Source organism: Pseudomonas sp. NPDC089554 (genome assembly GCF_050280645.1).
Classification (GTDB): Bacteria; Pseudomonadota; Gammaproteobacteria; order Pseudomonadales; family Pseudomonadaceae; genus Aquipseudomonas.
On the sequence record NZ_JBNNVR010000039.1, the window covers coordinates 1 to 22278 of the forward strand.

Genomic DNA, 22278 nt, shown 5'->3' on the forward strand with positions numbered 1-22278 from the left:
GAACAGGCGTGCCGGCGAGTAGCCCTTGTACCAGTGGTAGGCACTGACCAGCAGCATGCTGACGCTACCCAGGGCGAGCAGGGCAGGGCGTCGGCTTTCTTGCGCTCTTCCTCGTCCTGGCTGTACTTGACGATGTCCACCTGCTTGGCGGTGAAGTAGACCATCGCGCGGTTGCCTTCGGCGAAGGCCTTCATGGTCAGCAGCATACGGCGCACGTCCGGGTGGACGATGATCGGGTCGGCGGCTTTTTCCGGGGCTTTCGGGCCAGTCAACGAGCGCATCTGCAGACGCTCGCGGGCGTACTTCAGGCCGCCCTGGAACGCCACTTCGGCGTGAGCCAGGCCTTGCAGCGCGGTGCCCAGGCGAGCGGTGTTCATGAAGGTGAACATGCAGTTCAGGCCCTTGTTGGCTGGGCCGATCAGGTAGCCGGTGGCGCCGTCGAAGTTCATCACGCAGGTGGCGTTGCCGTGGATGCCCATCTTGTGCTCGAGGGAGCCGCAGCTCACCGCGTTGCGCTCGCCCACGCCGCCCTGGGCGTCGAGGGTGAACTTCGGCACGATGAACAGCGAGATGCCTTTGGTGCCCGCAGGGGCATCGGGCAGGCGGGCCAGGACGATATGGACGATGTTATCGGCCATGTCGTGCTCGCCAGCGGAAATGAAGATCTTGGTGCCGGAAACCTTGTAGGAACCGTCAGCCTGGGGCTCGGCCTTGGTGCGCAGCATGCCCAGGTCGGTACCGCAGTGTGGCTCGGTCAGGCACATGGTGCCGGTCCATTCGCCGCTGACCAGCTTGGTCAGGTAGTGCTCTTGCTGCTCGGCGGTGCCGTGCTCGGAGATGGTGTTCATCGCGCCATGGGACAGGCCTGGGTACATGCCCCAAGACCAGTTCGACGAACCAACCATTTCGCTGATCGCCAGGCCCAGCGACTCAGGCAGGCCCTGGCCGCCGTGGTCGACGTCATGGGCCAGGCTCGGCCAGCCGCCTTCGACGAACTGCTTGTAGGCTTCCTTGAAGCCGGTCGGGGTCTTCACGCCCGATTCGCTCCAGGTGCAGCCTTCCAGGTCGCCGACGCGGTTCAGCGGGGCCAGCACCTGCTCACAGAACTTCGCGCCTTCCTCGAGGATCGCGTCGACCATGTCCGGCGTGGCGTCCTGGCAACCCGGCAGGCCCTGATAGTGCGCTTCATAGCCAAGCAGCTCGTCACGGACGAAGCGAATATCACGCAAGGGGGCTTTGTAATCAGGCATGGCGATGAACCTTTGTGATGAGTTCGATGGGGAGACCGCGAAAGGCGACCAGCTCTTGGAGGCTTTCGGTCAAACAAGTGTTTGAAACTTACGTTTAGCTCCGATCAATGTCAAGGAGGGACTATAGTGCCATTTACGCCTCGAAAGATGTCATAACTGCCATCCTCAGCCAAACCCTTCAGCCACGGGGGCGCCCCGCGATGCGTTCTGTCAGACGGATAACTTTGGTTACAGACGATGCGACCGCAGGCCAAGCCCGCGATCACAGGGGAGATGTGCGAGTTGCAGTCAGACGTAGGTGTCGATGAACCGACCGAGCATTTCATCGGAAGCCTTGGCGACTTTTACGCCAAGCTCGACCTGGTGCTTGCCCAAGGCAAGCTCCACGGTGCTGGTGGCCAAGTCCATCTGCTGGCTGCGGTCGACTGCACGCAGGCGCTCGGCCTGGAAGTCGCTGGACTGGCTGGTGGCGGAACGCTCGACGCTGTTGTTGGCGATCTGGCTGGCGGCCTGGTCGACGCGATTCTGCCCGGCCTGGATGGCGCCAAGGCCTGCGTAGAAGGCAGAGCTACCGTTGATTTCCATTTCGGAACTCCAAGAAAGCGGAAGACGAACAGCCCTAATTAAAGCAGGGCCGAAGGCAAAAGGCCCGTTTAAATCCCTAATAGCCTAGTGCCAGCTGATAGAGAGCACCCGATGTTGTGCTCAATCCAGCAGGTCCAGTTGCAGGTGCGCCGCCACGGCATCGGCCGTGGCTTGCTTGAGCTTGGGCACCCGGCCCAGACAGGGTGCGGGCAGGCGTTCGGCGAGGCTGGCCAGGTTCTCTTCCAGGCGTGAAGTCCGTGGGTCGACGACGTTGGCCACCCAGCCCGCCAGCTGCAGGCCATCGCGGGCAATCGCCTCGGCGCTGAGCAGCGCATGGTTGATGCACCCAAGGCGCACCCCGACCACCAGGATCACCGGTAATTTGAGGGCCATGGCCAGGTCCGACAGATTGGCATGGTCCGACAGCGGTACGCGCCAACCACCTGCGCCCTCGACCAGGGTGAAGTCGGCGCCTTGTGCCAGCACATGGCGCATGGCCGCGAGCAAGCTCGGCACGCTCAGCGTCACACCCGCCTCACGCGCCGCCAGGTGCGGGGCGATGGCCGGTTCGAAGGCGAATGGGTTGACCTGCTCGTAGGGCAGTTTCACCGAGCTTTCGTCGATCAGCGCCAGCGCATCGCTGTTGCGCAAGCCTTTGGGGGTGAGGTTGCAGCCCGAGGCCACCGGCTTGGCGCCCAAGGTACTCAAGCCTTGCAGCCTGGCGGCATGCAGCAGCCCGGCAGCGATGGTGGTCTTGCCGACGTCGGTGTCGGTGCCCGCGATGAAATACGCCTGGCTCATCTCAGCCCTCCTTGCGCAGCACGCCGTAGACCACCTGGTAGGTAGCAGGCAGCCCTTCGGACTGGCGAAACTGCTCGTAGGCCTGCAACAGCCCTTGCATGCGCGCCCGCCCAGTCAGCCCGGAAGGCCGCCCAGGGTTGAGGTTGTGCGCGCCAAGTGCCTTGAGCTCGTGGGTGAGGCTGCGTACATCCGGGTAATGCAGCACATGGGGTTGGCAAGTCAGCCCCAGCACCTGCAACCCACTTGCGCCGCATAGCCGCTGATAATCGTCGAAACGGCGGAAACGATTGACGTGTACCTGCCCATCCACCGCCTGCCAGCTGGCGCGCAACTCTTCCAGCGTGCCGACACACAGGCTGCTGAAGGCCAGCACCCCACCTGGGCGCAACACACGCCGAGCTTCGTCCAGCACGGCAGCGAACTGATCGCACCACTGCACGGCCAGGCTCGAGAACACCAAGTCGACACAGCCATCACCCAGCGGCAGGCGTTCGGCATCGCCGGCCACATGGTAGTGCGCGCCACCCTGTTCACGGGCATGGTTCAACATACCTTCGGCGATATCCACAGCCACGCCGGTGGCAGTGTCGAAACGTGCCGCCAAGGCTCGACTGAAATGGCCGGTGCCGCTACCCAGGTCGAGCCAGCGCGACGGCGCCAACCCGGCGGGCAATAGCGCGAGCAGGCCTTCGCCAACCGCGCGCTGCAAGGCCGCGACGCTGTCGTAGGTGGCCGCTGCGCGGGAGAACGAGGCTGCCACCTGACGCTTGTCGGGCAGCGCGCCGGGCAGGATCGGTCGGGAAAGGTCAGTCATCGCCACTCTCATGCAGGAAACTCTTGATGCCCGCCGCCAGCTCCTGTGGGTATTCCAGCAGGAAGGCGTGGGAACTGTCTTCGACCAGGCCGACTTCCACGTCCGGTAGCAGTTCGCTCAGGGCCTTGGCGGCGTCGGCCGGCACCAGCGCATCGCTGCCGGCGAACAGGTGCAATTGCGGGCCGGCGTATTGCTCAAGCGCCGGGCGGGTGTCGAGCTTGGCCAGCACCTTGAGCCCGTTGGCCAGGTACAGCGGGTCGGTATCCGGCACCCCGACGCCCAGCTGGCGCAGCAGCGTGCGCGGTTGCTGGGCGCCGTCGCTGCACAGCGTGCGAAAACGCTTGAGGGTGACCTGGGTATGGCTGCGGCAGCCATCGAGGAAGGTGCCGAAGGTGTCTTCGGGCATGCCGTGGGGCCAGTCGGGCCGGGCCACAAAGCTGGGGTTGCTGGCCAAGGTAAGCAGGCCGCAGCAGTGGTCGCCGCGCTTGTGCGCCAGCAGGCTGGCCAACATGCCGCCAAGTGACCAGCCGCCCAGCCAGGCATCGGTGGGCAACGTGCGGTCCAGGTGATCGACCCACACTTGTACATCGTCGTCGGCCAGCTCCGGCAAGGGTGCCAGCTCGATCTGCAGCCGTGGGTCCTGGGCACGCAGGCTTGCGGCCAGAGGCTCCAGGGACGCAGTGCCCAAGCCCCAGCCGGGCAGAAGAATCAGTCGGTTACGCATCGGCAGGCTCCAGCTGTGCATGACATTCAGCCAATGCATTCAACAATAGCTGCACCTGCGCTTCGCTGTGCGCCGCGCTCAGGGTCACGCGCAGCCGCGCGCTGCCGGCGGGTACGGTAGGCGGGCGAATCGCCGTGACCAACAAGCCCCGCTCGCGCAGCATGCGTGACAACTGCAAGGCACGAGCGCTGTCGCCGATGAGAATCGGTTGGATCGCCGTCGGGCTGTCCATCAGGTCCAGGCCGATCTGCCGGGCGCCTTCGCGGAACTGGCGGATCAACGCATTCAGATGCTCGCGCCGCCAGTTTTCGCGACGCAGCAGTTCCAGGCTCTTGAGCGTGGCGCAGGCCAGGGCCGGGGGTTGGCTGGTGGTATAGATGTAGGGCCGGGCAAATTGCACCAGCGCCTCGATCAGCTCTTCGCTACCCGCGACGAAAGCCCCTGCGGTACCGCAGGCCTTGCCGAGGGTGCCGACCAACACCGGGACGTCCTCGACGCCCAGGCCGAAGTGCTCGACGATGCCGCCGCCCTGGGCACCCAGGGTGCCGAAACCATGGGCGTCGTCGACCATCAGCCAGGCACCCTGCGGCCGGGCGACCGCAGCCAGCGCCGGCAGGTCGGCCAGGTCGCCATCCATGCTGAACACCCCGTCGGTGACCACCAAGGTATCGCCCGTGGCTTTTTCCAGGCGGTTGGCCAGACTGACCGGGTCGTTGTGCAGATAACGGTTGAAACGCGCGCCGCTGAGCAGCCCACCGTCGAGCAGGGAGGCGTGGTTGAGGCGGTCTTGCAGCACAGTGTCGCCTTGCCCCACCAGCGCGGTGATGGCGCCAAGGTTGGCCATGTAGCCGGTGCTGAACAACAACGCCCGTGGGCGCCCGGTCAGTTCGGCGAGCGCCTCCTCCACCTCATGGTGTGGCGTACTGTGGCCGATGACCAAGTGCGAAGCACCGCCACCGACACCCCAGCGCTCGGCACCAGCGCGCCAGGCCGCGATCACTTCGGGGTGGTTGGCCAGGCCCAGGTAGTCGTTACTACAGAAGGCCAGCAGCGGCTGGCCATCGACCACCACCTGCGGCCCCTGCGGGCTCTCCAGCGAGGGCCGCTGCCGATACAGGTCCGCGGCGCGCCGTTCGGCCAGGCGCGCCGCCAGGTCGAAGGCCATGCTCAGGCAGAAGCGGCGTTATAGAACAACTCGGTGCTGCGCTGCTCGACCAGCGCCTGCTCGATGGCCGCCTGGTGCACCTCGTCGGCATGCTCCTCGCGCGCTTCAGGCTTGATGCCAAGACGGGCGAACAGTTGCATGTCCTTGTCGGCCTGGGGGTTGGCGGTGGTCAGCAGCTTCTCGCCATAGAAGATCGAGTTGGCACCGGCCATGAAGGCCAGGGCCTGCATCTGCTCGTTCATCTGCTCACGCCCGGCGGACAGGCGCACATGGGATTTCGGCATGAGGATGCGTGCCACCGCCAGCATGCGGATGAAGTCGAACGGGTCGACGTCTTCTTCTTCGGCCAGCGGCGTACCCGCGACCTTGACCAGCATGTTGATCGGCACCGACTCCGGGTGCTCGGGCAGGTTGGCCAGCTGGATCAACAGGCCTGCGCGGTCGTCCAGCGACTCGCCCATGCCCAGGATGCCGCCGGAGCAGATCTTCATCCCGGCGTCACGCACATAGGCCAGAGTTTGCAGGCGCTCGCCGTAGGTGCGGGTGGTGATGATGCTGCCGTAGAACTCCGGCGAGGTGTCGAGGTTGTGGTTGTAGTAGTCCAGGCCTGCGTCGGCCAGCGCCTCGGTCTGCTCGCGGTCGAGGCGGCCCAGGGTCATGCAGGTTTCCAGGCCCATGGCCTTCACCCCTTTGACCATCTCCAGCACGTAGGGCATGTCCTTGGCGGACGGGTGCTTCCAGGCCGCGCCCATGCAGAAGCGCGTGGAGCCGATGGCCTTGGCCCGTGCGGCCTCCTCCAGCACCTTCTGCACTTCCATCAGCTTCTGCTTTTCCAGCCCGGTGTTGTAGTGGCCGGATTGCGGGCAGTACTTGCAGTCTTCCGGGCAGGCGCCGGTCTTGATCGACAGCAGGGTGGAGACCTGCACGCGGTTCGGGTCGAAATGCGCGCGGTGGACGGTCTGCGCCTGGAACAACAGGTCATTGAACGGTTGCTGGAACAGCGCCTTGACCTCGGCCAGGGCCCAGTCGTGACGTGTTGTTGCAATTGTGCTGGCGCTCATCGGCGTTTCCTTATCTAGGCTCTGACTGGCGCCGGGACAGCAATGCCCGCCAGCGCATCACGGATAGCTCGCATAGTCAGGGAAGGCCCATGCACTGTCAACCACACATAAAAGCACTGGTTTACAAGTGTTTAAATATTAAACAATTGTGTTTGCTCTGTGGCGAACCTGCCGGGCAGCCCTACCCGCTATGCGTCACCTGCGAGTGCGAGCTGCCCTGGCTTGAGGAGCAATGCCTGCGCTGCGCCTTGCCGCTGCCCCTGCAAGACCTGCTCTGCGTGCAGTGCAGCCGCCGCTCGCCGGCATTCGAGCAGGTAGTCGCCCCTTGGCACTATGGCTTTCCAATCGACACGCTGATCAGCCGCTTCAAGCATCAAAGCCAGTGGCCGCTGGGGCATTTACTGGCCCAACAGCTTGGCATGGCGCTGCAACACCGCTACGCCGAGGGGTTGGCGCAGCCAAACCGGCTGTTGCCGGTACCGCTGGCCCGAGGTCGACTGCGCCAACGCGGCTTCAATCAAGCCGGCATGATCGCGCAGTGGCTATCGGCGCAACTGGGCATTCCCTGCGACGCGCAACTGCTACAGCGCCCGCACGACACCCCCGCGCAGCAAACCCTCGGCGCCAAGGCTCGGCAGCGCAACCTGCAGCGCGCGTTCAGCCTGAAGGCGGGGGCACAGGTGCAAGGCCTTCACCTGGCGGTGGTCGACGATGTGCTGACCACCGGAGCCACCGCTCAGGCTCTGGCCAGCCTGCTGCTCAAGGCCGGGGCACGCCGAGTCGATGTCTATTGCCTGGCGCGCACCCCGAAACCCGAGCAGGGTTGACTTGGCCGAGGTCGGGAGGCAAGTTCGGCGCATTCCCATAACCGATACCGGCCCCATGTCCCTGCCTGCCCTGCTCACCCAGCACATCGCCCGCCGCCCGCAACGTATTGCGCTGTTGCAGCACATTGCCGAACAAGGCTCGATCACCCGCGCCGCCAAGGCGGCAGGCATGAGCTACAAAGGCGCCTGGGACGCTATCGACGAGCTCAACAACCTGGCCGCCAGGCCCTTGGTGGAGCGCAGTACCGGCGGGCGCGGCGGCGGTGGCGCCAAGTTGTCGGCCGAAGGCGAGCGGGTGCTGCGCCTGTACCAGCGCTTGCAGGCTCTGCAGGCTGAAATCCTCGATGCCGCCGAAGAAACCAGCGACCTCGACCTGTTGGGCCGCCTGATGCTGCGCACCAGCGCCCGCAACCAGCTACAGGGCCAAGTCAGCGGCCTGCGCCGCGAAGGCCGCCACGATCGCGTCAGCCTGGCGCTGGGCGGCGGTCTGGAGATCGAGGCACTGATCACCCGCGACAGCACCGAGCGCCTGGAGCTGACCTTGGGCAGCACGGTCGTTGCACTGCTCAAGGCTGGCTGGGTGACCTTGTTGGGGCCCGATGACCAACTGGAGGCCGGCAGCAATGGCCTGAATGCAGTGGTTGAGGAGGTGCTGGCCGACGACGAAGGCGCCAGCGAGGTGCGGCTGGCCCTGGGCAATGGCCAGACACTGTGCGCCTTCGCCGAACGGGCGTGGCTGGAGCAGCGCAAGGTGCACGCTGGCAGTGCCTTGCGGGTGCAGTTCCACCCCAGCGTCGTGCTGCTCGGCGTGCCGGTGTAAGGCCGAACAGGGCGGCTTTCACAAGGGCTAATGCGCTACCATGGGGCACGCCGTTCAGCCGCCCGGAGCCTTCATGTCCCACCCCTTCGACACCCTCACCCCCGACCTGGTCCTGGATGCCGTGGAAAGCCTGGGTTTGCTCAGCGATGCCCGGGTGTTGGCGCTCAACAGCTATGAAAACCGCGTCTACCAGGTGGGCATCGAAGGCCAGCAGCCGCTGATCGCCAAGTTCTATCGCCCTGGGCGCTGGAGCGATGCGGCAATCCTGGAAGAACACCAGTTCACCGCCGAACTGGCTGAGCACGAAGTACCGGTAGTCGCACCCCAGCAGCACGAAGGCCGTAGCCTCTTCGAGCACCAGGGCTTTCGCTTCGCCCTGTTCCCGCGCCGTGGCGGCCATGCGCCAGAGCCCGGCGACCTCGACCAACTGTACCGCCTCGGCCAACTGCTTGGGCGCCTGCACGCCATTGGCGCCAGCCGCCCCTTCGAACACCGCGAGGCGCTGCTTGTGGACAACTTCGGCCACGCCTCGCTAGACACCCTGCTGGCCGGCGGCTTCGTCCCCAAGGAACTGCTGCCCGCCTTCGAATCCGTCGCCCGCGACCTGCTGCAACGGGTCGAGGCCATTTACCGCCGCACGCCTTACAACGCCATCCGCCTGCATGGCGACTGCCACCCCGGCAACCTGATGCATCGCGACGAGACCTTCCATGTCGTCGACCTCGACGACTGCCGCATGGGCCCCGCAGTGCAGGACTTGTGGATGATGCTCGCCGGCAGCCGCGAGGAGCGCATGGGCCAATTGGCCGAACTGGTCGATGGCTACAATGAGTTCCACGATTTCGAGCCGCGCCAGCTGGCCCTGATCGAACCCTTGCGTGCCCTGCGCCAGTTGCACTACAGCGCGTGGCTGGCCAGGCGCTGGGACGACCCGGCATTCCCACGCAGCTTCCCCTGGTTTGGCCAGCCGCGCTATTGGGGTGACCAGATCCTCGCACTGCGTGAACAGATCGCTGCCCTGGACGAAGAGCCGCTGAAATTGTTCCAGTAGAACCGCATAGTCTGTCTACAATACGCGTCGCATATTTAGTTACCTAAGCAAGGAATCAGCATGCACGCCGCCAACCCGCAACGCGGGTACATCCTCGGCCTTTCCGCCTACATCATCTGGGGCCTGTTCCCCCTCTACTTCAAAGCCATCCAGAGCGTTCCCGCGGTGGAGATCATCGTGCACCGGGTGCTCTGGTCGGCGCTGTTCGGCTCGCTCCTGCTGCTGGTATGGAAACACCCTGGCTGGTGGCGTGAGCTGCGCGACAACCCCCGGCGCCTGGCGATCCTGGCCCTGAGCGGCACGCTGATCGCTGCCAACTGGCTGACCTACGTGTGGTCGGTGAACAACGGGCGCATGCTCGAGGCCAGCCTGGGCTACTACATCAACCCGCTGATCAACGTGCTGCTGGGAATGCTGCTGCTCGGCGAGCGCCTGCGCCGCCTGCAATGGCTGGCCGTGGGCCTGGCGGCGTTGGGGGTCGCGCAACAGGTGTGGCAGGTCGGCAGCCTGCCGTGGGTATCGCTGACCCTGGCCTTGACCTTCGGCTTCTATGGCCTGATCCGCAAACAGGCGCCGGTAGCCGCGTTGCCAGGCTTGGTAGTGGAAACCTGGATGCTGGTGCCATTGGCCTGTGCCTGGCTGTTGTTCCATCCCGCCGCCCACAGCACCCAGCCTGAGTTCTTCACTACCAGCGAAGCGCTGTGGTTGATGGCCGCAGGCCCTGTAACCCTGGTACCGCTGGTGTGCTTCAACGCCGCGGCGCGCCACTTGCCCTACACGACCCTGGGCTTTCTGCAATACCTGGCGCCCTCCCTGGTGCTGCTGCAAGCGGTGTGGTTGTTCGATGAACACCTGGCGCCAAGCACGCTGGTGGCCTTCATGTTCATCTGGGCGGGGTTAGCGATCTACAGCGTCGATGCCTGGCTGAGCCTGCGCAAACGCAGCTGATCAAAAAACGCACAAAACCCTGCAGACCGCGTCTAACGCGGCCTGCAGGGTTATCTCCAAAGGTTATCCACAGCCTGATCCCCGTGCTTTGTGCACAAGCAACTGATTTTTGTACGTTTTTTACTCAAACCCGCGCATGCCGCATGGTCGTTGGGCTAGCGCTTTGAACCCCCAGGTTATCCACAGGGCCTTCCCCGCGAAACCGGGATAACCCGCTTACTCTTCAGGGCGCAACCGCAGCTCCACCATCAGGTCATCGGCCAGGCTTTCAAGGCGTTGTTGCAGGTCGTCCAGTGACAGCGTAAGCGGTAAGGCCAATAGCGCATCGGCCCGAAACAGCGGCTCGCTGCTCATGGGGGCGGGCACCACTTCGGTGGAGAAGCGCTCCAGGTTGACCCCCTGCTCGGCCAACAGCCGGGTGATGTCCCGCACGATCCCCGGCCGGTCATTGCCCACCAACTCCATGGCGATCGGCTTCCAGCTGCAAGAGGGCTCGATGCCGCTCTCGGCGATCAGTACGCGAATGCCGAAGGTATCGAGCTTCTGCAAGGCGACCACCAGCTCGTCGTAGCCCTCCGCCGGCACCGCCACCCGCAGGATCCCGGCGAACTGCCCGGCCATGCGCGACATGCGGCTTTCCAGCCAGTTACCGCCATGCTCGGCGATGCACTGGGCGATGCGTTCGACCTGCCCGGCCTTGTCAGGGGCGATCACGGTCAGTACAAGATGGTCCACAGGCCACTCCTCTGAAACGCTTCAAGCGTTATGAAACAAAGACATCGCATCAGTATAGGCAAGGCGCGGCAACCTGCCGCAGGGCGCTGCGCGCAACAAATCGTGTACCGTTTAAAGATTTATCTGGAACAATTAACCAGTTTTTTGCGAACATACGGCCTCCCAGCGTGACCCCACGCGACCGATGGGTCGCGCAACGGCGCTTTTAGTCTGATGTTCACCCGCCTACTGCATCATGTAGTATTCGCCAGCGCAGACTACAAAACGTCGTTCGACTGTCTGCCAAGGCGCCTGTGAAAATACGCAAACCGCTTGCCGGCACGTCTGGCAGGCAGCACCCAGCCGCCTCGCACGCGATGGAGGCATGTACTGGTAGGCGTATTTAGAGAAGCGCTACAGGCTTAATACTGAAAGAGCGAAACAGCTGAGCAGAGTGAGGCAAGCAATGACTGAACACGTTCACGTCGGTGGCCTTCAGGTCGCCAAGGTCCTGCACGACTTCGTCAACGACGAAGCCATTCCAGGCACCGGCATCGTCGCCGCGCAGTTCTGGGCAGGCGCAGAGAAGATCATCAACGACCTCGCTCCAAAGAATAAGAACCTGCTCGCCAAGCGCGACGCGCTGCAAGCCAAGATCGATGCCTGGCACCAGGCACGCCAAGGCCAGGCCCACGACGCCGCCGCCTACAAAGCCTTCCTCCAGGAAATCGGCTACCTGCTGCCACAAGCAGACGATTTCCAGGCCACCACCGCCAACGTCGACGAAGAAATCGCCCACATGGCCGGCCCACAGCTGGTCGTGCCAGTGATGAACGCACGCTTCGCGCTCAACGCCGCCAACGCCCGCTGGGGTTCGCTGTATGACGCGTTGTATGGCACCGATGCCATCAGCGAAGCCGGTGGCGCCAAGAAGGGCCAGGGTTACAACAAGGTGCGCGGCGACAAGGTCATCGCCTTCGCCCGCGCCTTCCTCGACGAAGCCGCGCCACTGGCCGCTGGCTCGCACGTCGACTCCAACGCCTACCGCATCGAAGCCGGCAAGCTGGTGGTCGGCCTCAAGGGTGGCAGCAACAGCGGCCTGCGCGACGACGCGCAACTGATCGGCTACCAAGGCGACGCCGCAGCGCCCACCGCCATCCTGCTCAAGCACAACGGTCTGCACTTCGAAATCCAGGTCGATGCCAGCACCCCGGTCGGCAGCACCGATGCCGCTGGCGTGAAGGACATCCTGATGGAAGCGGCACTGACCACCATCATGGACTGCGAGGACTCGGTCGCCGCCGTCGACGCCGACGACAAGGTCATCGTCTACCGCAACTGGCTGGGCCTGATGAAAGGCGACCTGGCCGAAAGCGTGAGCAAGGGTGGCAAGACCTTCACCCGCACCATGAACCCGGACCGCGAGTACACCGCAGCAGGTGGCGGCGACGTCACCCTGCACGGCCGCTCGCTGCTGTTCGTGCGCAACGTCGGCCACCTGATGACCAACCCGGCGATTCTCGACGGCCAAGGCAACGAGATTCCCGAAGGCATCCAGGACGCGCTGTTCACCGGCCTGATCGCCCTGCACAACTTCAAGAGCGACGTCAGCCGCAAGAACAGCCGTACCGCCAGCCTGTACATCGTCAAGCCGAAGATGCACGGCCCGGAAGAAGTGGCGTTCACCGCCGAGATCTTCAGCCGCGTCGAAGACTTGCTGGGCGTGCCGCGCAACACTCTGAAAGTGGGCATCATGGACGAGGAGCGCCGCACCACGGTCAACCTCAAGGCCTGCATCAAGGCCGCTGCCGAGCGCGTGGTGTTCATCAACACGGGCTTCCTCGACCGCACCGGCGATGAAATCCACACCTCCATGGAAGCCGGCGCCGTGGTGCGCAAGGGCGCCATGAAGAACGAGAAGTGGATCGGCGCCTACGAGAACAACAACGTCGACATCGGCCTGGCCACCGGCCTGCAAGGCCGCGCGCAGATCGGCAAGGGCATGTGGGCCATGCCTGACCTGATGGCCGCGATGCTGGAGCAGAAGATCGCCCACCCGCTGGCCGGTGCCAACACCGCCTGGGTGCCATCGCCGACCGCTGCGGTACTGCACGCCCTGCACTACCACAAGGTCGACGTGCAGGCGCGCCAGCGCGAGCTGGCCTCGCGTACCCCGGCGTCGGTGGACGACATCCTGACCCTGCCGCTGGCTGCGGACACCAACTGGTCGGCGGACGAAATCCGCAACGAGCTGGACAACAACGCCCAGGGCATCCTCGGCTATGTGGTGCGCTGGATCGACCAGGGCGTGGGTTGCTCGAAGGTGCCAGACATCAACAACGTCGGCCTGATGGAAGATCGCGCCACCCTGCGTATTTCCGCGCAGTTGCTGGCCAACTGGCTGCGCCATGGCATCGTCAGCCAGGAGCAGGTGCTGGAAAGCCTCAAGCGCATGGCGGCGGTAGTCGACAAGCAGAACGCCGGCGACGCCTTGTACCGCCCGATGGCGCCGAACTTCGACGACAACGTCGCGTTCCAGGCGGCTGTGGAGTTGGTGGTAGAAGGTGCCAAACAGCCGAATGGTTATACCGAGCCAGTGCTGCACCGTCGTCGTCGTGAGTTCAAGGCGCGTAACGGGTTGTAAGCCTGTAGATGGGGCCGCATAGCGGCCCCATTTTTCAATTGATCCCCAGCTCCTTCCTCACCAGCTCCAGCAACCTTCCCAGATCCACCGGCTTGAGCAGGAAATCCACCACCCCCAGGTGCATCACGTCCACCGCCTCCTTCACATCGGTGTCGCCCGACACCACGATGATCGACAACGCCGCCCGCTCCGACTCGCGAATCTGCCGGATCAACTCCAGGCCATCCTTGGGCTCCATGCGCAGGTCGGTGATCATCACGCCGATACGCGGCTCGCGCTTCAGGCACTCCAGCGCCGCCTGGGCGCCGTCGGCGGTGATGCAGTCCAGGCCCTTGGTCTTCAGGTACAGGCACAGCGCTTCGCGGTTGACCTGGTTGTCATCCACCACCAGCACCCGTTGCGCCAGGGCCGGGGGGACGGCGAGCACGGCCAACGCCTCACGCTCGGCGTCACTCAGCAGGTCGTCATGCTCGTTCATGGCCATCTCGTCAAAAAAATCCCTAATTCGAAGTTCAGACCGCAAAACAATGCCGTGCAAACTGCCTTTCGTCGGCTATTTGACGCGCATCGCCCACACATTCCGCTTATAGACTTACGTCCAATGGGCACCGCAGAGCGCTCGGCCGACCATGGGGCCCTAGAACAACAATGCCTGTGTATAAACACACAGACACACATACGCGGTCAGTTCCATGAGCAAGAAGGACGCCTACACCCAAGCCGGCAGGACAGCAGTGCTACAGAACATCCAGGGTACCCTGCAGTTCCTCCAGCGCTTCCCGCCGTTCAACCAGATGGAACACAGCCACCTGGCCTATCTGGTCGAGCAGTGCCAACTGCGTTTCTACGCCACTGGAGAGAGCATCATCAAGCCCTCCGACGGGCCGGTGGAGCACTTCTTCATCGTCAAGCAGGGGCGCGTGGTGGGCGAACGCCAGCACGTTACCGGCCCTGGCACGCAAACCACCTTCGAAATCGCCAGCGGCGAGTGCTTCCCGCTGGCCGCATTGCTGGGCGAACGGGCCACGCGCACCGAGCACCTGGCCGGCGAGGACACCTTCTGCCTGCAACTGAACAAGGCCGCGTTCATCCGCGTGTTCTCGCTCTCGGCGGTGTTCCGCGACTTCGCCCTGCGCGGCGTCAGCAGCTTGCTCGACCAGGTCAACCAGCAGGTGCGCCAGCGCGCCGTGGAAACCCTCGGCACCCAGTATTCGCTGAACACCCCGCTGGGAGAGTTGGCCATGCGCCACCCAGTGACCTGCACGCCTGACACGCCCCTGCGCGAAGCCGTGCGGCTGATGCACGAGCAGCAGGTGGGCAGCATCGTCATCGTCGACGAACAGCGCTTCCCTACTGGGATCTTCACCCTGCGCGACCTGCGCCAGGTGGTCGCCGACGCCAGCGCCGAGCTCAGCGCGCCAATCGAACGCCACATGACCGCCGCGCCTTTCTACCTCAACCCGCAGGCCAGCGCCTTCGACGCGGCCATGGCGATGACCGAACGGCACATCGCCCACGTGTGCCTGGTGGACGGCCGTCGCCTGTGCGGCGTAGTGTCCGAGCGCGACCTGTTCTCGCTGCAGCGGGTCGACCTGGTGCACCTGGCACGCACCATCCGCCACGCCCCGCGCCTGGACGTGCTGGTGGCACTGCGTGGCGAAATCGGCCAACTGGTCGAGCGCATGCTGGCCCACGGCGCCTCGTCGACGCAGATCACCCAGATCATCACCCTGCTCAACGACCACACCGTGTGCCGGGTGATCGAACTGGCGCTGGCCGAGCGCGGCGACCCCGGTGTGCCGTTCAGCTGGCTGTGCTTCGGCAGCGAGGGGCGCCGCGAGCAGACCCTGCACACCGACCAGGACAACGGTATTCTCTTCGAGGCCCGCGACAGCGCCGAAGCCGACGCCATCCGCGCGCGGCTGCTGCCATTGGCCCAATACATCAACCACAACCTGGCGCAATGCGGCTTCACCTTGTGCAAAGGCAACGTGATGGCCGGCAACCCCGCGCTGTGCCTGTCGCGCAGCGAGTGGGCGCGGCGTTTTTCGGGGTTCATCCGCGAGGCCAGCCCCGAGAACCTGCTGGGCTCGAGCATCTATTTCGACCTGCGCGTGGTCTGGGGCGACGAAGCGGGTTGCGAGCAACTGCGCCAGGGCATTCTGGCGCAGGTCGCCGACAACCGTATCTTCCAACGCATGCTGGCCGACAACGCCCTGCGCCAACGCCCGCCGGTGGGGCGCCTGCGTGAGTTCGTGCTGACCCGCCAGGGCAACGACAAGGCCGCCACCCTCGACCTCAAGGTGCAGGGCCTGACGCCCTTCGTCGACGGCGCCCGCCTGCTGGCCCTGGCCCATGGCATCGCCGCCAACAACACCCTGGAACGTCTGCGCCAGTTGGTGGCCAAGCAAGTCATCGATCCGCTCGACGGCGCTGCCTTCGAAGAGGCCTATCACTTCATCCAGCAAACCCGCATGCAGCAGCACCAGCGCCAGAGCCGCGACAACCTGCCGTATTCCAACCGCCTCGACCCGGACAGCCTCAACCACCTCGACCGGCGCATCCTGCGCGAGTCACTGCGCCAGGCCCAACGCCTGCAAAGCAGCCTGGCGCAGCGGTACCAGCTATGAACCTGTTCGCCTGGTTGCGTCCGGCGGCCCCCAAGCTCGACGACGACCTGCGCCAGCGCCTGGCGCACCTGCCGCGCCCGGCGCCGCTCGGCGAGCACCCGCTGCGCGCCCAGCGCTGGGTGGTACTGGATCTGGAAACCAGCGGCCTGAACCTGAACCGCGACCAGGTACTGTCGATTGGCGCCGTGGCCATCGAGGACGGCGCCATCGACCTGGGCCGCCAGTTCGAGCGCACACTTCACCGCCCCGAGCAGAAGACCAACTCCAGCGTGCTGATCCACGGCCTCGGCCCCAGCGCCCTGGCCGCCGGCTGCGACCCGGCCGAAGCCCTGGTCGAGCTGATGGAGTTCATCGGCGACAGCCCGGTGCTGGCCTTCCACGCGCCCTTCGACCAAGGCATGCTCGCCCGCGCCTTGAAGGAAAGCCTCGGCCACCGCCTGCAACACACGTTCCTCGACGTGGCCGAACTGGCCCCCCTGCTCAACCCGGAAACCGTGCTGCGCGAAGCCGGGCTGGACGACTGGGTCGCACGCTTCGGCCTGGAGGTGCAGGCGCGCCACCATGCCAGCGCCGACGCCCAGGTGACTGCGGAGCTGGCCTTGATCCTCTTCAGCCAGGCCCGCCGCCAACAACTCGACAGCCCGTTGCAGCTCGAGCAGCGCCTGAGGCAATGGCGTCGGCGCAACGTGACGGGCCACGGCCTATGATGGCATTCCGATAAGCGTCGATTGCGTCCCCCACCCTGGCTCTGCCACAATCGCGAATAGTTATCGTTAGTTAACGCATTTTCTTTCGGGGGACGCCTTTTGACGTCTGCGCACAGCCCACACGCCGAGCTGGTCGGCAACCTGTACCGCGACCATCGCGGCTGGCTGCTGGCCTGGCTGCAACGCAGCACGGCCTGCCGCCAGCGTGCCGAAGACCTGAGCCAGGACACCTTCGTGCGCCTGCTCGGTCGCGAGCAGCTGGACGCCCCCCGCGAACCCCGCGCATTCCTCGTCGCCGTGGCCAAGGGCCTGATGTTCGACCACTTCCGCCGCGCAGCGCTGGAACAGGCCTACCTGGCCGAGCTGGCCCTGGTGCCGGAAGCCGAGCACCCCTCCCCGGAAGCCCTGCACCTGATTCTCGAAGACCTCAAGGCCATCGATCGCCTGCTCGGCAAGCTGTCGAGCAAGGCCCGCACCGCGTTCCTGTACAACCGCCTGGATGGCATGGGCCATGCCGAGATCGCCGAGCGCCTGGGCGTCTCGGTGTCCCGGGTGCGCCAGTACATCGCCCAGGGCATGCGCCAATGCTACGTGGCCCTGTACGGGGAGCCGACGTGAGCAACACGCCGGTCTCGGGCAAGGTTCTGGAAGCCGCCATCGCCTGGAAACTGTGCCTTGAAGGTGGCGACGGCAGCCCTGACGAACGCAACGAATTCAAGCGCTGGCATGAGGCCTGCGAAGAGCACGCACGTGCCTGGTTCCAGCTCGGCATGCTCGACCAGCGCGTTGGCGCTGCCGCAGGCCCGGCCCGTCATGCCCTGCTGCAATCGCGCGCCGGCCTTCGCCAGCGCATCGGCAAGATCGGTGGCGGGCTGGCCGGCATGTTGCTGCTCGGCGGCCTGCTGGCCGGGGTCGGCGCCCCCTCGCTGTCGCCAGATTACTGGCTGGCCGACCAGCGCACTGCCACCGGCGAACTGCGCACCCTGCGCCTGGAGGACGGCACCCTGCTGAGCCTCAATACCCACACTGCCGTGGATATCGACTTCAAAGGCGAGCAGCGGGTGATCGTGCTGCGCCAGGGTGAGATTTCCGTGGAAACCGGCCATGGCGACCCACGCCCGCTGTGGGTGCGCACCGACGATGGCCGCTTGCGCCCACTGGGCACGCGTTTCCTGGTCAAGCGCGAGAGCGCCGGCACCCGCCTGGAGGTGTTGCAAGCCCAGGTGGCCGCCAAGCCTCGCGACAGCGGCAACGAGGAAGTGGTGCGCGAGGGCCAGCAGGTGCTGATGAGCGCCAACGGCCTGGGCACCCTCAGCCAGGTCAGCGTCGGCGCCGACGCCTGGACCCGCGGCATGCTGGTGGTGGACAACGTGCGCCTGGCCGATCTGGTGGCCGAGCTTGGCCGCTACCGCAACGGCCACCTGGGCGTGGCCGACTCAGTGGCCAACCTGCGCGTGACTGGCAGTTTCCCGCTGACCGACATCGACCTGGCCCTGGCCTCGTTGCAGCCGGCCTTGCCGGTGAAGATCGAACGACACACGAAGTGGTGGGTGACGGTCGGGCCTCGCTGAGGGCCGAAACGCGCGTTGGAAAATAATTTTTCGACAGCCCCTGTCACTTTCCAAAACTCACCCGGCAAGGAAGCAGTTGAGCACTTATCCTTCGAGGAGCCGCTGCATGTCCCGTGCTGTTGATTCGATCCTGCGCCCCAGCATGATGGCCCTGGCCATCGGCCTGGCCACCCCGCTGATGAGCACTGCACTGTTCGCCGCCGAACAGTCCACCGTGCGCGCCTACAACCTGCCAGCCGGTGCGCTGTCGACCACGCTGAACCAGATCGCCAGCCAAAGCGGCATCGCCCTGGCGCTGGACCCGGCACTGGTCAACGGCCGCACCTCGGCCCCGGTCAGCGGTCAGTACGACGGCCTCGGCGCACTGCAAGCCGCCCTGCGCGGCACCGGCCTGCAATTGCAAATGGGCAGCGCGGGCAGCTACAGCGTAGTGGCCACCCCGGAGGGCAGCGTGTCGCTGCCGGAAACCGCGATCAACGCCAACCGCGACCTTGAAAGCGCCTGGGGCCCGGCAGACGGCTACCTGGTCAAGCGCACCGCCGCCGGCACCAAGACCGACACCGCGCTGGTGGAAGTGCCGCGCTCCATCTCCGTGGCCACCCGCGAGCAGATGAACGACCGTAACGTGCACAGCCTGGATGACGCCGTGCGCTACATGCCCGGCATCGTCTCGGCCAGCTTCGGCAGCGACACGCGCTACGACTGGATGCGTGTCCGCGGCTTCGAGCCCACCCAGTTCCTCGATGGCCTGCCGCTGCCACGCGGCGTGTACGCCAACCCGAAACCCGAGACCTGGAACCTCGACCGCCTGGCCCTGCTGCGCGGCCCGGCCTCGTCGATCTATGGCCAGACCCCGCCCGGCGGCCTGCTGGACATCGTCAGCCGCCGCCCACAGGCCGAAAGCGCCCACGAAATCGAAGTGCAGTACGGCAGCGACAACCACCGTCAGATCAACTTCGCCAGTACCGGCAAGATCGACGAGCAGGGCCAGTTCCTCTATGGCATCAGCGGCGTAGTGCGTGACAGCGACACGCAGATCGACCACATCGAAAACAAACGCTACAACATCGCCCCCAGCCTGACCTGGAACATCAGCGACGATACCTCGCTGACCCTGCTGACCCAGTTCACCCGCGACGATACCGGCGCCACCAGCCAGTTCCGTCCGATCCAGGGCACCAAGATCGACATGCCATTCGGCAAGATCTCCCACCACAAGAACCTGGGTGATCCGGACTACGAGTTCTACGACCGTACCTACTACGCGCTGGGCTATGCCTTCGAGCATCGCATCAACGATGTCTGGCAGTTCCGTCAGAACCTGCGCTACACCAAGTCGGATCTGTCGTTCCAGACCATCACCCCCGGCAGCTACTACTCGCCCGGCGGCCCGGTGCAGAACGACGGCACGGTCAGCCGCATGTCGACCAACGTAGACGAGGACATCAGCCAGTTCGCCGTGGACAACAACTTCCAGGGCAACTTCTCCACCGGCGAGATCGACCACACCCTGTTGATCGGCCTGGACCACCAGCGCATCAACAGCAACTACCTGTCGATCTTCGGCTTCAACGTGCCGGACACCAACGCCCTCAACCCGGTGTATGGCCTGCCTATCACCCGTCCGGACCGCTCCACCGCGTTCTACGACTACAACCAGAAAAGCCGCCAGACCGGCCTGTACATTCAGGACCAGATGGCCATCGGCAACTGGCGCCTGACCCTGGGCGGGCGTGAAGACTGGGTACACACCGGCACCGAGTTCCACAACCGCAGCGGCGCCACCAACACCCAGCGCGATGTGGCCTTCAGCGGCAACGCAGCGCTCAGCTACGTGTTCGATTCTGGCTTCGTGCCGTACATCTCCTACGCCGAGTCGTTCCAGCCGACCAACAACGCCAGCGCCGACCCGGTCAACTCGTTCAAGCCGACCGAAGGCCAGCAGTGGGAAATGGGTATCAAGTACCAACCGCCGGGTTCCAACACCCTGCTGTCGGCTGCAGTGTATGACCTGACCCAGAAGAACGTCTCGGTCACCAACAACGTCGGTGGCATCACCGTCACCAGCCAGACTGGCGAAGTGAAGGTGCATGGCCTGGAGCTGGAAGCCGTTGCCGACGTCACCGAGAACCTCAAGGTGATCGCCGCCTACACCCTGGCGAAGTCGGAAGTGCAGGATGGCGACTTCAAAGGCAACCGTCTGCAACTGATGCCGAACCAGCAAGCCTCGCTGTGGGCCGACTACACCTGGCGCAGTGGCTTCCTGGATGGCTTCGGCATCGGCGCCGGCGCCCGCTACACCGGCAACACCTACGGCGACCAGGCCAATACCTACCTGGGCAAGGCCAAGGCCTACACCCTGTTCGACGCCTCGGTGCACTACGACCTGGGCCGCCTGGACAACAGCCTGGAAGGTGCCTCGCTGGCAGTCAAAGCCACCAACCTGCTCGACAAGGACTACCTCTCCACCTGTGACTCCTACTATTGCTACTTCGGAGACGAGCGCAGCGTCGTCGCCAGCGCCACCTACAAATGGTAAAAAGCTGACGTTGTGAGATTGCACACCGGGCCGCCCCACCAGGGGCGGCTTTGGTGTTTTTGAATGCCGAGAAAACCGTGCAATGAAAAGCCAAACCATTCGCCGCTGGTCGGTCATCCACACCTGGAGCAGCCTGGTCTGCACGGTGTTCATGCTGTTGCTGGCCCTGACCGGCCTGCCGCTGATTTTCCACCATGAAATCGAGCACCTGCTGGGCGACTCCCCAGAACTACGGGAAATGCCAGCCGACACGCCGCACCTCGACCTGCAACAACTGGTGCTCAAGGCCGAGGCCCACCGCCCCGGCGAAGCCATGCAGTACTTCGGCTACGAGGCAGACGAGCCCAACGGTGTGGTGGCGATCATGGCCGCCACGGCCGGCACCCACCCCAACCTCTCGCATACCTTCATGCTCGACGCCCGCACCGGCGAGGCCGTGGAGATGCCGGCCGCCAACGGCGGCTTCATGATGCTGGTGCTGCGCCTGCACGTGGACATGTTCGCCGGGCTTGCGGGCAAGTTCCTGCTGGCGTTCATGGGCGTACTGTTCGTGGTGGCGATCGTCTCCGGCACGGTGCTGTACGCACCGTTCATGCGCCGGCTGAAGTTCGCCGAGGTGCGCAACGACAAATCCACCCGCCTGCGCTGGCTCGACCTGCACAACCTGATTGGCGTGGTCACCCTCACCTGGGCACTGGTGGTGGGTGTCACCGGGGTCATCAGCGCGTTGTCCGACGTGGTCATCGCGGCCTGGCGCAACGACAGCCTGGCGGCGATGGTCGCGCCCTACCGCGACGCCCCACCGCTGCTGGAGCGCGCACCAGCCTCGCGCCTGCTGGACATCGCCGAACAGGCCGCGCCCGGCATGCGCCCGGACTTCATCGCCTTCCCCGGCACGCGCTTCTCCAGCGAACACCACTACGCGGTGTTCATGAAAGGCGGCACGCCGCTGACCTCGCACCTGTTCACCCCGGTGCTGATCGATGCGCAAACCCTGGCGGTCACCGCCGTGGGCGACCGACCCTGGTACCTGGATGCGATGGGCTTGTCGCAGCCGCTGCATTTCGGCGACTACGGCGGCAGGCCGATGCAGATCCTCTGGGCGGTGCTGGATGTGCTGACCATCATCGTGCTGGGCAGCGGCTTGTACCTGTGGTGGGGCAAGCAGCGCCGAGCGAAGGCGGTGCCGACATGAGCCACAAGTCGCAGAGCACCCGGCGGATCTTCGTCTGGCCAGCCGTGATCGGCGTGCTGGGCGCTGCGGGGTTGTTCGCCGCGCTGCTGGGCGATGGGCCCTGGGATGCGCTGGCCTGGATAGGCCTGGGCGCCCCGGCGGTGCTGGGCACCTGGGGTTTGTTCCGACGATGAGGTAGCCCGCTGGCCCCCCAGGGGGCTCGGCGGGATGCACGCTCGCGCTCTCCTACTGC

The 22278-nt window shown here is 65.0% G+C and carries 20 protein-coding genes and 1 pseudogene; 12 read left to right on the plus strand and 9 right to left on the minus strand.

The genetic code is table 11. The features are described from left to right. From ACQKPE_RS13545 to bioB, 7 genes and pseudogenes are all read right to left on the minus strand, one after another. Nucleotides 1–1250, minus strand: a pseudogene (locus tag ACQKPE_RS13545) (phenylacyl-CoA dehydrogenase); the annotation flags it as partial. Nucleotides 1251–1538: 288 nt separating this feature from the next. Further along, the gene (locus ACQKPE_RS13550; protein WP_427666545.1) at nucleotides 1539–1835 is read right to left on the minus strand and encodes a pyrroloquinoline quinone biosynthesis protein PqqE; all 297 of its coding nucleotides are present in this window, start codon (nucleotides 1833–1835) and stop codon (nucleotides 1539–1541) included. Nucleotides 1836–1955: 120 nt separating this feature from the next. Next, nucleotides 1956–2636: a dethiobiotin synthase gene (gene bioD / locus ACQKPE_RS13555; RefSeq protein ID WP_427666547.1), complete on the minus strand. Its 681-nt coding sequence runs from the start codon at nucleotides 2634–2636 to the stop codon at nucleotides 1956–1958. A gap of 1 nt (nucleotide 2637) precedes the next feature. After that, the gene (gene bioC, locus ACQKPE_RS13560) at nucleotides 2638–3450 is read right to left on the minus strand and encodes a malonyl-ACP O-methyltransferase BioC (RefSeq protein WP_427666549.1); all 813 of its coding nucleotides are present in this window, start codon (nucleotides 3448–3450) and stop codon (nucleotides 2638–2640) included. Next, a complete protein-coding gene (locus tag ACQKPE_RS13565) occupies nucleotides 3443–4174 on the minus strand; it encodes an alpha/beta fold hydrolase (protein WP_427666551.1) in 732 nt (243 codons plus the stop codon). The genes bioC and ACQKPE_RS13565 overlap by 8 nt, the downstream gene beginning before the upstream one ends. Continuing rightward, nucleotides 4167–5339, minus strand: a complete 1173-nt coding sequence (gene bioF, locus ACQKPE_RS13570; RefSeq protein WP_427666553.1) for an 8-amino-7-oxononanoate synthase — start codon at nucleotides 5337–5339, stop codon at nucleotides 4167–4169. Before bioF ends, ACQKPE_RS13565 begins: the two co-directional genes overlap by 8 nt. Nucleotides 5340–5341: 2 nt before the next feature. Further along, a complete protein-coding gene (bioB, locus tag ACQKPE_RS13575; protein WP_427666555.1) occupies nucleotides 5342–6400 on the minus strand; it encodes a biotin synthase BioB in 1059 nt (352 codons plus the stop codon). A gap of 89 nt (nucleotides 6401–6489) precedes the next feature. Between bioB and ACQKPE_RS13580 the strand changes: the two genes are divergently transcribed. The 4 genes from ACQKPE_RS13580 (at nucleotide 6490) to rarD (ending at nucleotide 10046) form a co-directional block, all read left to right on the plus strand. Next, nucleotides 6490–7227, plus strand: coding sequence for a ComF family protein (locus tag ACQKPE_RS13580; RefSeq protein ID WP_427666557.1), 738 nt, complete (start codon nucleotides 6490–6492; stop codon nucleotides 7225–7227). A 55-nt stretch (nucleotides 7228–7282) separates the two neighbouring features. Then, nucleotides 7283–8047 (plus strand): TOBE domain-containing protein, encoded by a 765-nt coding sequence (locus ACQKPE_RS13585; RefSeq protein WP_427666559.1) that lies wholly within the window; start codon nucleotides 7283–7285, stop codon nucleotides 8045–8047. A 73-nt stretch (nucleotides 8048–8120) separates the two neighbouring features. Further along, nucleotides 8121–9098: a serine/threonine protein kinase gene (locus ACQKPE_RS13590; protein ID WP_427666560.1), complete on the plus strand. Its 978-nt coding sequence runs from the start codon at nucleotides 8121–8123 to the stop codon at nucleotides 9096–9098. A gap of 60 nt (nucleotides 9099–9158) precedes the next feature. Next, complete coding sequence (rarD, locus tag ACQKPE_RS13595) at nucleotides 9159–10046, plus strand: EamA family transporter RarD (protein WP_427666562.1); 888 nt, start codon at nucleotides 9159–9161, stop codon at nucleotides 10044–10046. Between the two features lie 216 nt (nucleotides 10047–10262). On the opposite strand, the gene ACQKPE_RS13600 is transcribed toward rarD, so the two are convergent. Continuing rightward, nucleotides 10263–10781 (minus strand): glycine cleavage system protein R, encoded by a 519-nt coding sequence (locus ACQKPE_RS13600; RefSeq protein ID WP_427666564.1) that lies wholly within the window; start codon nucleotides 10779–10781, stop codon nucleotides 10263–10265. 445 nt (nucleotides 10782–11226) lie between these two features. On the opposite strand from ACQKPE_RS13600, the gene ACQKPE_RS13605 reads away from it, so the two are divergent. Then, nucleotides 11227–13404, plus strand: coding sequence for a malate synthase G (locus ACQKPE_RS13605; RefSeq protein WP_427666566.1), 2178 nt, complete (start codon nucleotides 11227–11229; stop codon nucleotides 13402–13404). Nucleotides 13405–13438: 34 nt separating this feature from the next. Here the strand turns inward: ACQKPE_RS13605 and ACQKPE_RS13610 are convergent, their stop codons facing one another. Beyond that, nucleotides 13439–13882 carry a response regulator gene (locus ACQKPE_RS13610; protein WP_427666568.1) on the minus strand — a complete coding sequence of 148 codons (444 nt, stop codon included), beginning with the start codon at nucleotides 13880–13882 and terminating at the stop codon, nucleotides 13439–13441. A gap of 214 nt (nucleotides 13883–14096) precedes the next feature. On the opposite strand from ACQKPE_RS13610, the gene ACQKPE_RS13615 reads away from it, so the two are divergent. From ACQKPE_RS13615 to ACQKPE_RS13645, 7 genes are all read left to right on the plus strand, one after another. Beyond that, entirely contained in the window at nucleotides 14097–16034 is a 1938-nt protein-coding gene (locus ACQKPE_RS13615) for a DUF294 nucleotidyltransferase-like domain-containing protein (RefSeq protein ID WP_427666570.1), read from the plus strand. Beyond that, nucleotides 16031–16741, plus strand: coding sequence for a 3'-5' exonuclease (locus ACQKPE_RS13620; protein WP_427666571.1), 711 nt, complete (start codon nucleotides 16031–16033; stop codon nucleotides 16739–16741). Before ACQKPE_RS13615 ends, ACQKPE_RS13620 begins: the two co-directional genes overlap by 4 nt. Before the next feature lie 99 nt (nucleotides 16742–16840). After that, nucleotides 16841–17359, plus strand: a complete 519-nt coding sequence (locus tag ACQKPE_RS13625) for an RNA polymerase sigma factor (RefSeq protein ID WP_427666573.1) — start codon at nucleotides 16841–16843, stop codon at nucleotides 17357–17359. Continuing rightward, on the plus strand, nucleotides 17356–18312 hold the full coding sequence (locus ACQKPE_RS13630) for a FecR domain-containing protein (protein WP_427666575.1): 957 nt from the start codon (nucleotides 17356–17358) through the stop codon (nucleotides 18310–18312). The genes ACQKPE_RS13625 and ACQKPE_RS13630 overlap by 4 nt, the downstream gene beginning before the upstream one ends. 106 nt (nucleotides 18313–18418) lie before the next feature. Beyond that, nucleotides 18419–20851 carry a TonB-dependent siderophore receptor gene (locus ACQKPE_RS13635; protein WP_427666577.1) on the plus strand — a complete coding sequence of 811 codons (2433 nt, stop codon included), beginning with the start codon at nucleotides 18419–18421 and terminating at the stop codon, nucleotides 20849–20851. An 82-nt stretch (nucleotides 20852–20933) separates the two neighbouring features. After that, nucleotides 20934–22046 carry a PepSY-associated TM helix domain-containing protein gene (locus tag ACQKPE_RS13640; protein ID WP_427666579.1) on the plus strand — a complete coding sequence of 371 codons (1113 nt, stop codon included), beginning with the start codon at nucleotides 20934–20936 and terminating at the stop codon, nucleotides 22044–22046. Beyond that, on the plus strand, nucleotides 22043–22219 hold the full coding sequence (locus ACQKPE_RS13645; RefSeq protein WP_427666581.1) for a hypothetical protein: 177 nt from the start codon (nucleotides 22043–22045) through the stop codon (nucleotides 22217–22219). The genes ACQKPE_RS13640 and ACQKPE_RS13645 overlap by 4 nt, the downstream gene beginning before the upstream one ends. Nucleotides 22220–22278: the final 59 nt, after the last annotated feature.

Bases quoted from the DNA above. Each gene is read 5' to 3' on its own strand.
- ACQKPE_RS13550 (WP_427666545.1), bottom strand. From the start codon at position 1,835: ATGGAAATCAACGGTAGCTCTGCCTTCTACGCAGGCCTTGGCGCCATC.
- bioD (WP_427666547.1), bottom strand. From the start codon at position 2,636: ATGAGCCAGGCGTATTTCATCGCGGGCACCGACACCGACGTCGGCAAG.
- bioC (WP_427666549.1), bottom strand. From the start codon at position 3,450: ATGACTGACCTTTCCCGACCGATCCTGCCCGGCGCGCTGCCCGACAAG.
- ACQKPE_RS13565 (WP_427666551.1), bottom strand. From the start codon at position 4,174: ATGCGTAACCGACTGATTCTTCTGCCCGGCTGGGGCTTGGGCACTGCG.
- bioF (WP_427666553.1), bottom strand. From the start codon at position 5,339: ATGGCCTTCGACCTGGCGGCGCGCCTGGCCGAACGGCGCGCCGCGGAC.
- bioB (WP_427666555.1), bottom strand. From the start codon at position 6,400: ATGAGCGCCAGCACAATTGCAACAACACGTCACGACTGGGCCCTGGCC.
- ACQKPE_RS13580 (WP_427666557.1), top strand. From the start codon at position 6,490: ATGCACTGTCAACCACACATAAAAGCACTGGTTTACAAGTGTTTAAAT.
- ACQKPE_RS13585 (WP_427666559.1), top strand. From the start codon at position 7,283: ATGTCCCTGCCTGCCCTGCTCACCCAGCACATCGCCCGCCGCCCGCAA.
- ACQKPE_RS13590 (WP_427666560.1), top strand. From the start codon at position 8,121: ATGTCCCACCCCTTCGACACCCTCACCCCCGACCTGGTCCTGGATGCC.
- rarD (WP_427666562.1), top strand. From the start codon at position 9,159: ATGCACGCCGCCAACCCGCAACGCGGGTACATCCTCGGCCTTTCCGCC.
- ACQKPE_RS13605 (WP_427666566.1), top strand. From the start codon at position 11,227: ATGACTGAACACGTTCACGTCGGTGGCCTTCAGGTCGCCAAGGTCCTG.
- ACQKPE_RS13610 (WP_427666568.1), bottom strand. From the start codon at position 13,882: ATGAACGAGCATGACGACCTGCTGAGTGACGCCGAGCGTGAGGCGTTG.
- ACQKPE_RS13615 (WP_427666570.1), top strand. From the start codon at position 14,097: ATGAGCAAGAAGGACGCCTACACCCAAGCCGGCAGGACAGCAGTGCTA.
- ACQKPE_RS13620 (WP_427666571.1), top strand. From the start codon at position 16,031: ATGAACCTGTTCGCCTGGTTGCGTCCGGCGGCCCCCAAGCTCGACGAC.
- ACQKPE_RS13635 (WP_427666577.1), top strand. From the start codon at position 18,419: ATGTCCCGTGCTGTTGATTCGATCCTGCGCCCCAGCATGATGGCCCTG.
- ACQKPE_RS13640 (WP_427666579.1), top strand. From the start codon at position 20,934: ATGAAAAGCCAAACCATTCGCCGCTGGTCGGTCATCCACACCTGGAGC.
- ACQKPE_RS13645 (WP_427666581.1), top strand. From the start codon at position 22,043: ATGAGCCACAAGTCGCAGAGCACCCGGCGGATCTTCGTCTGGCCAGCC.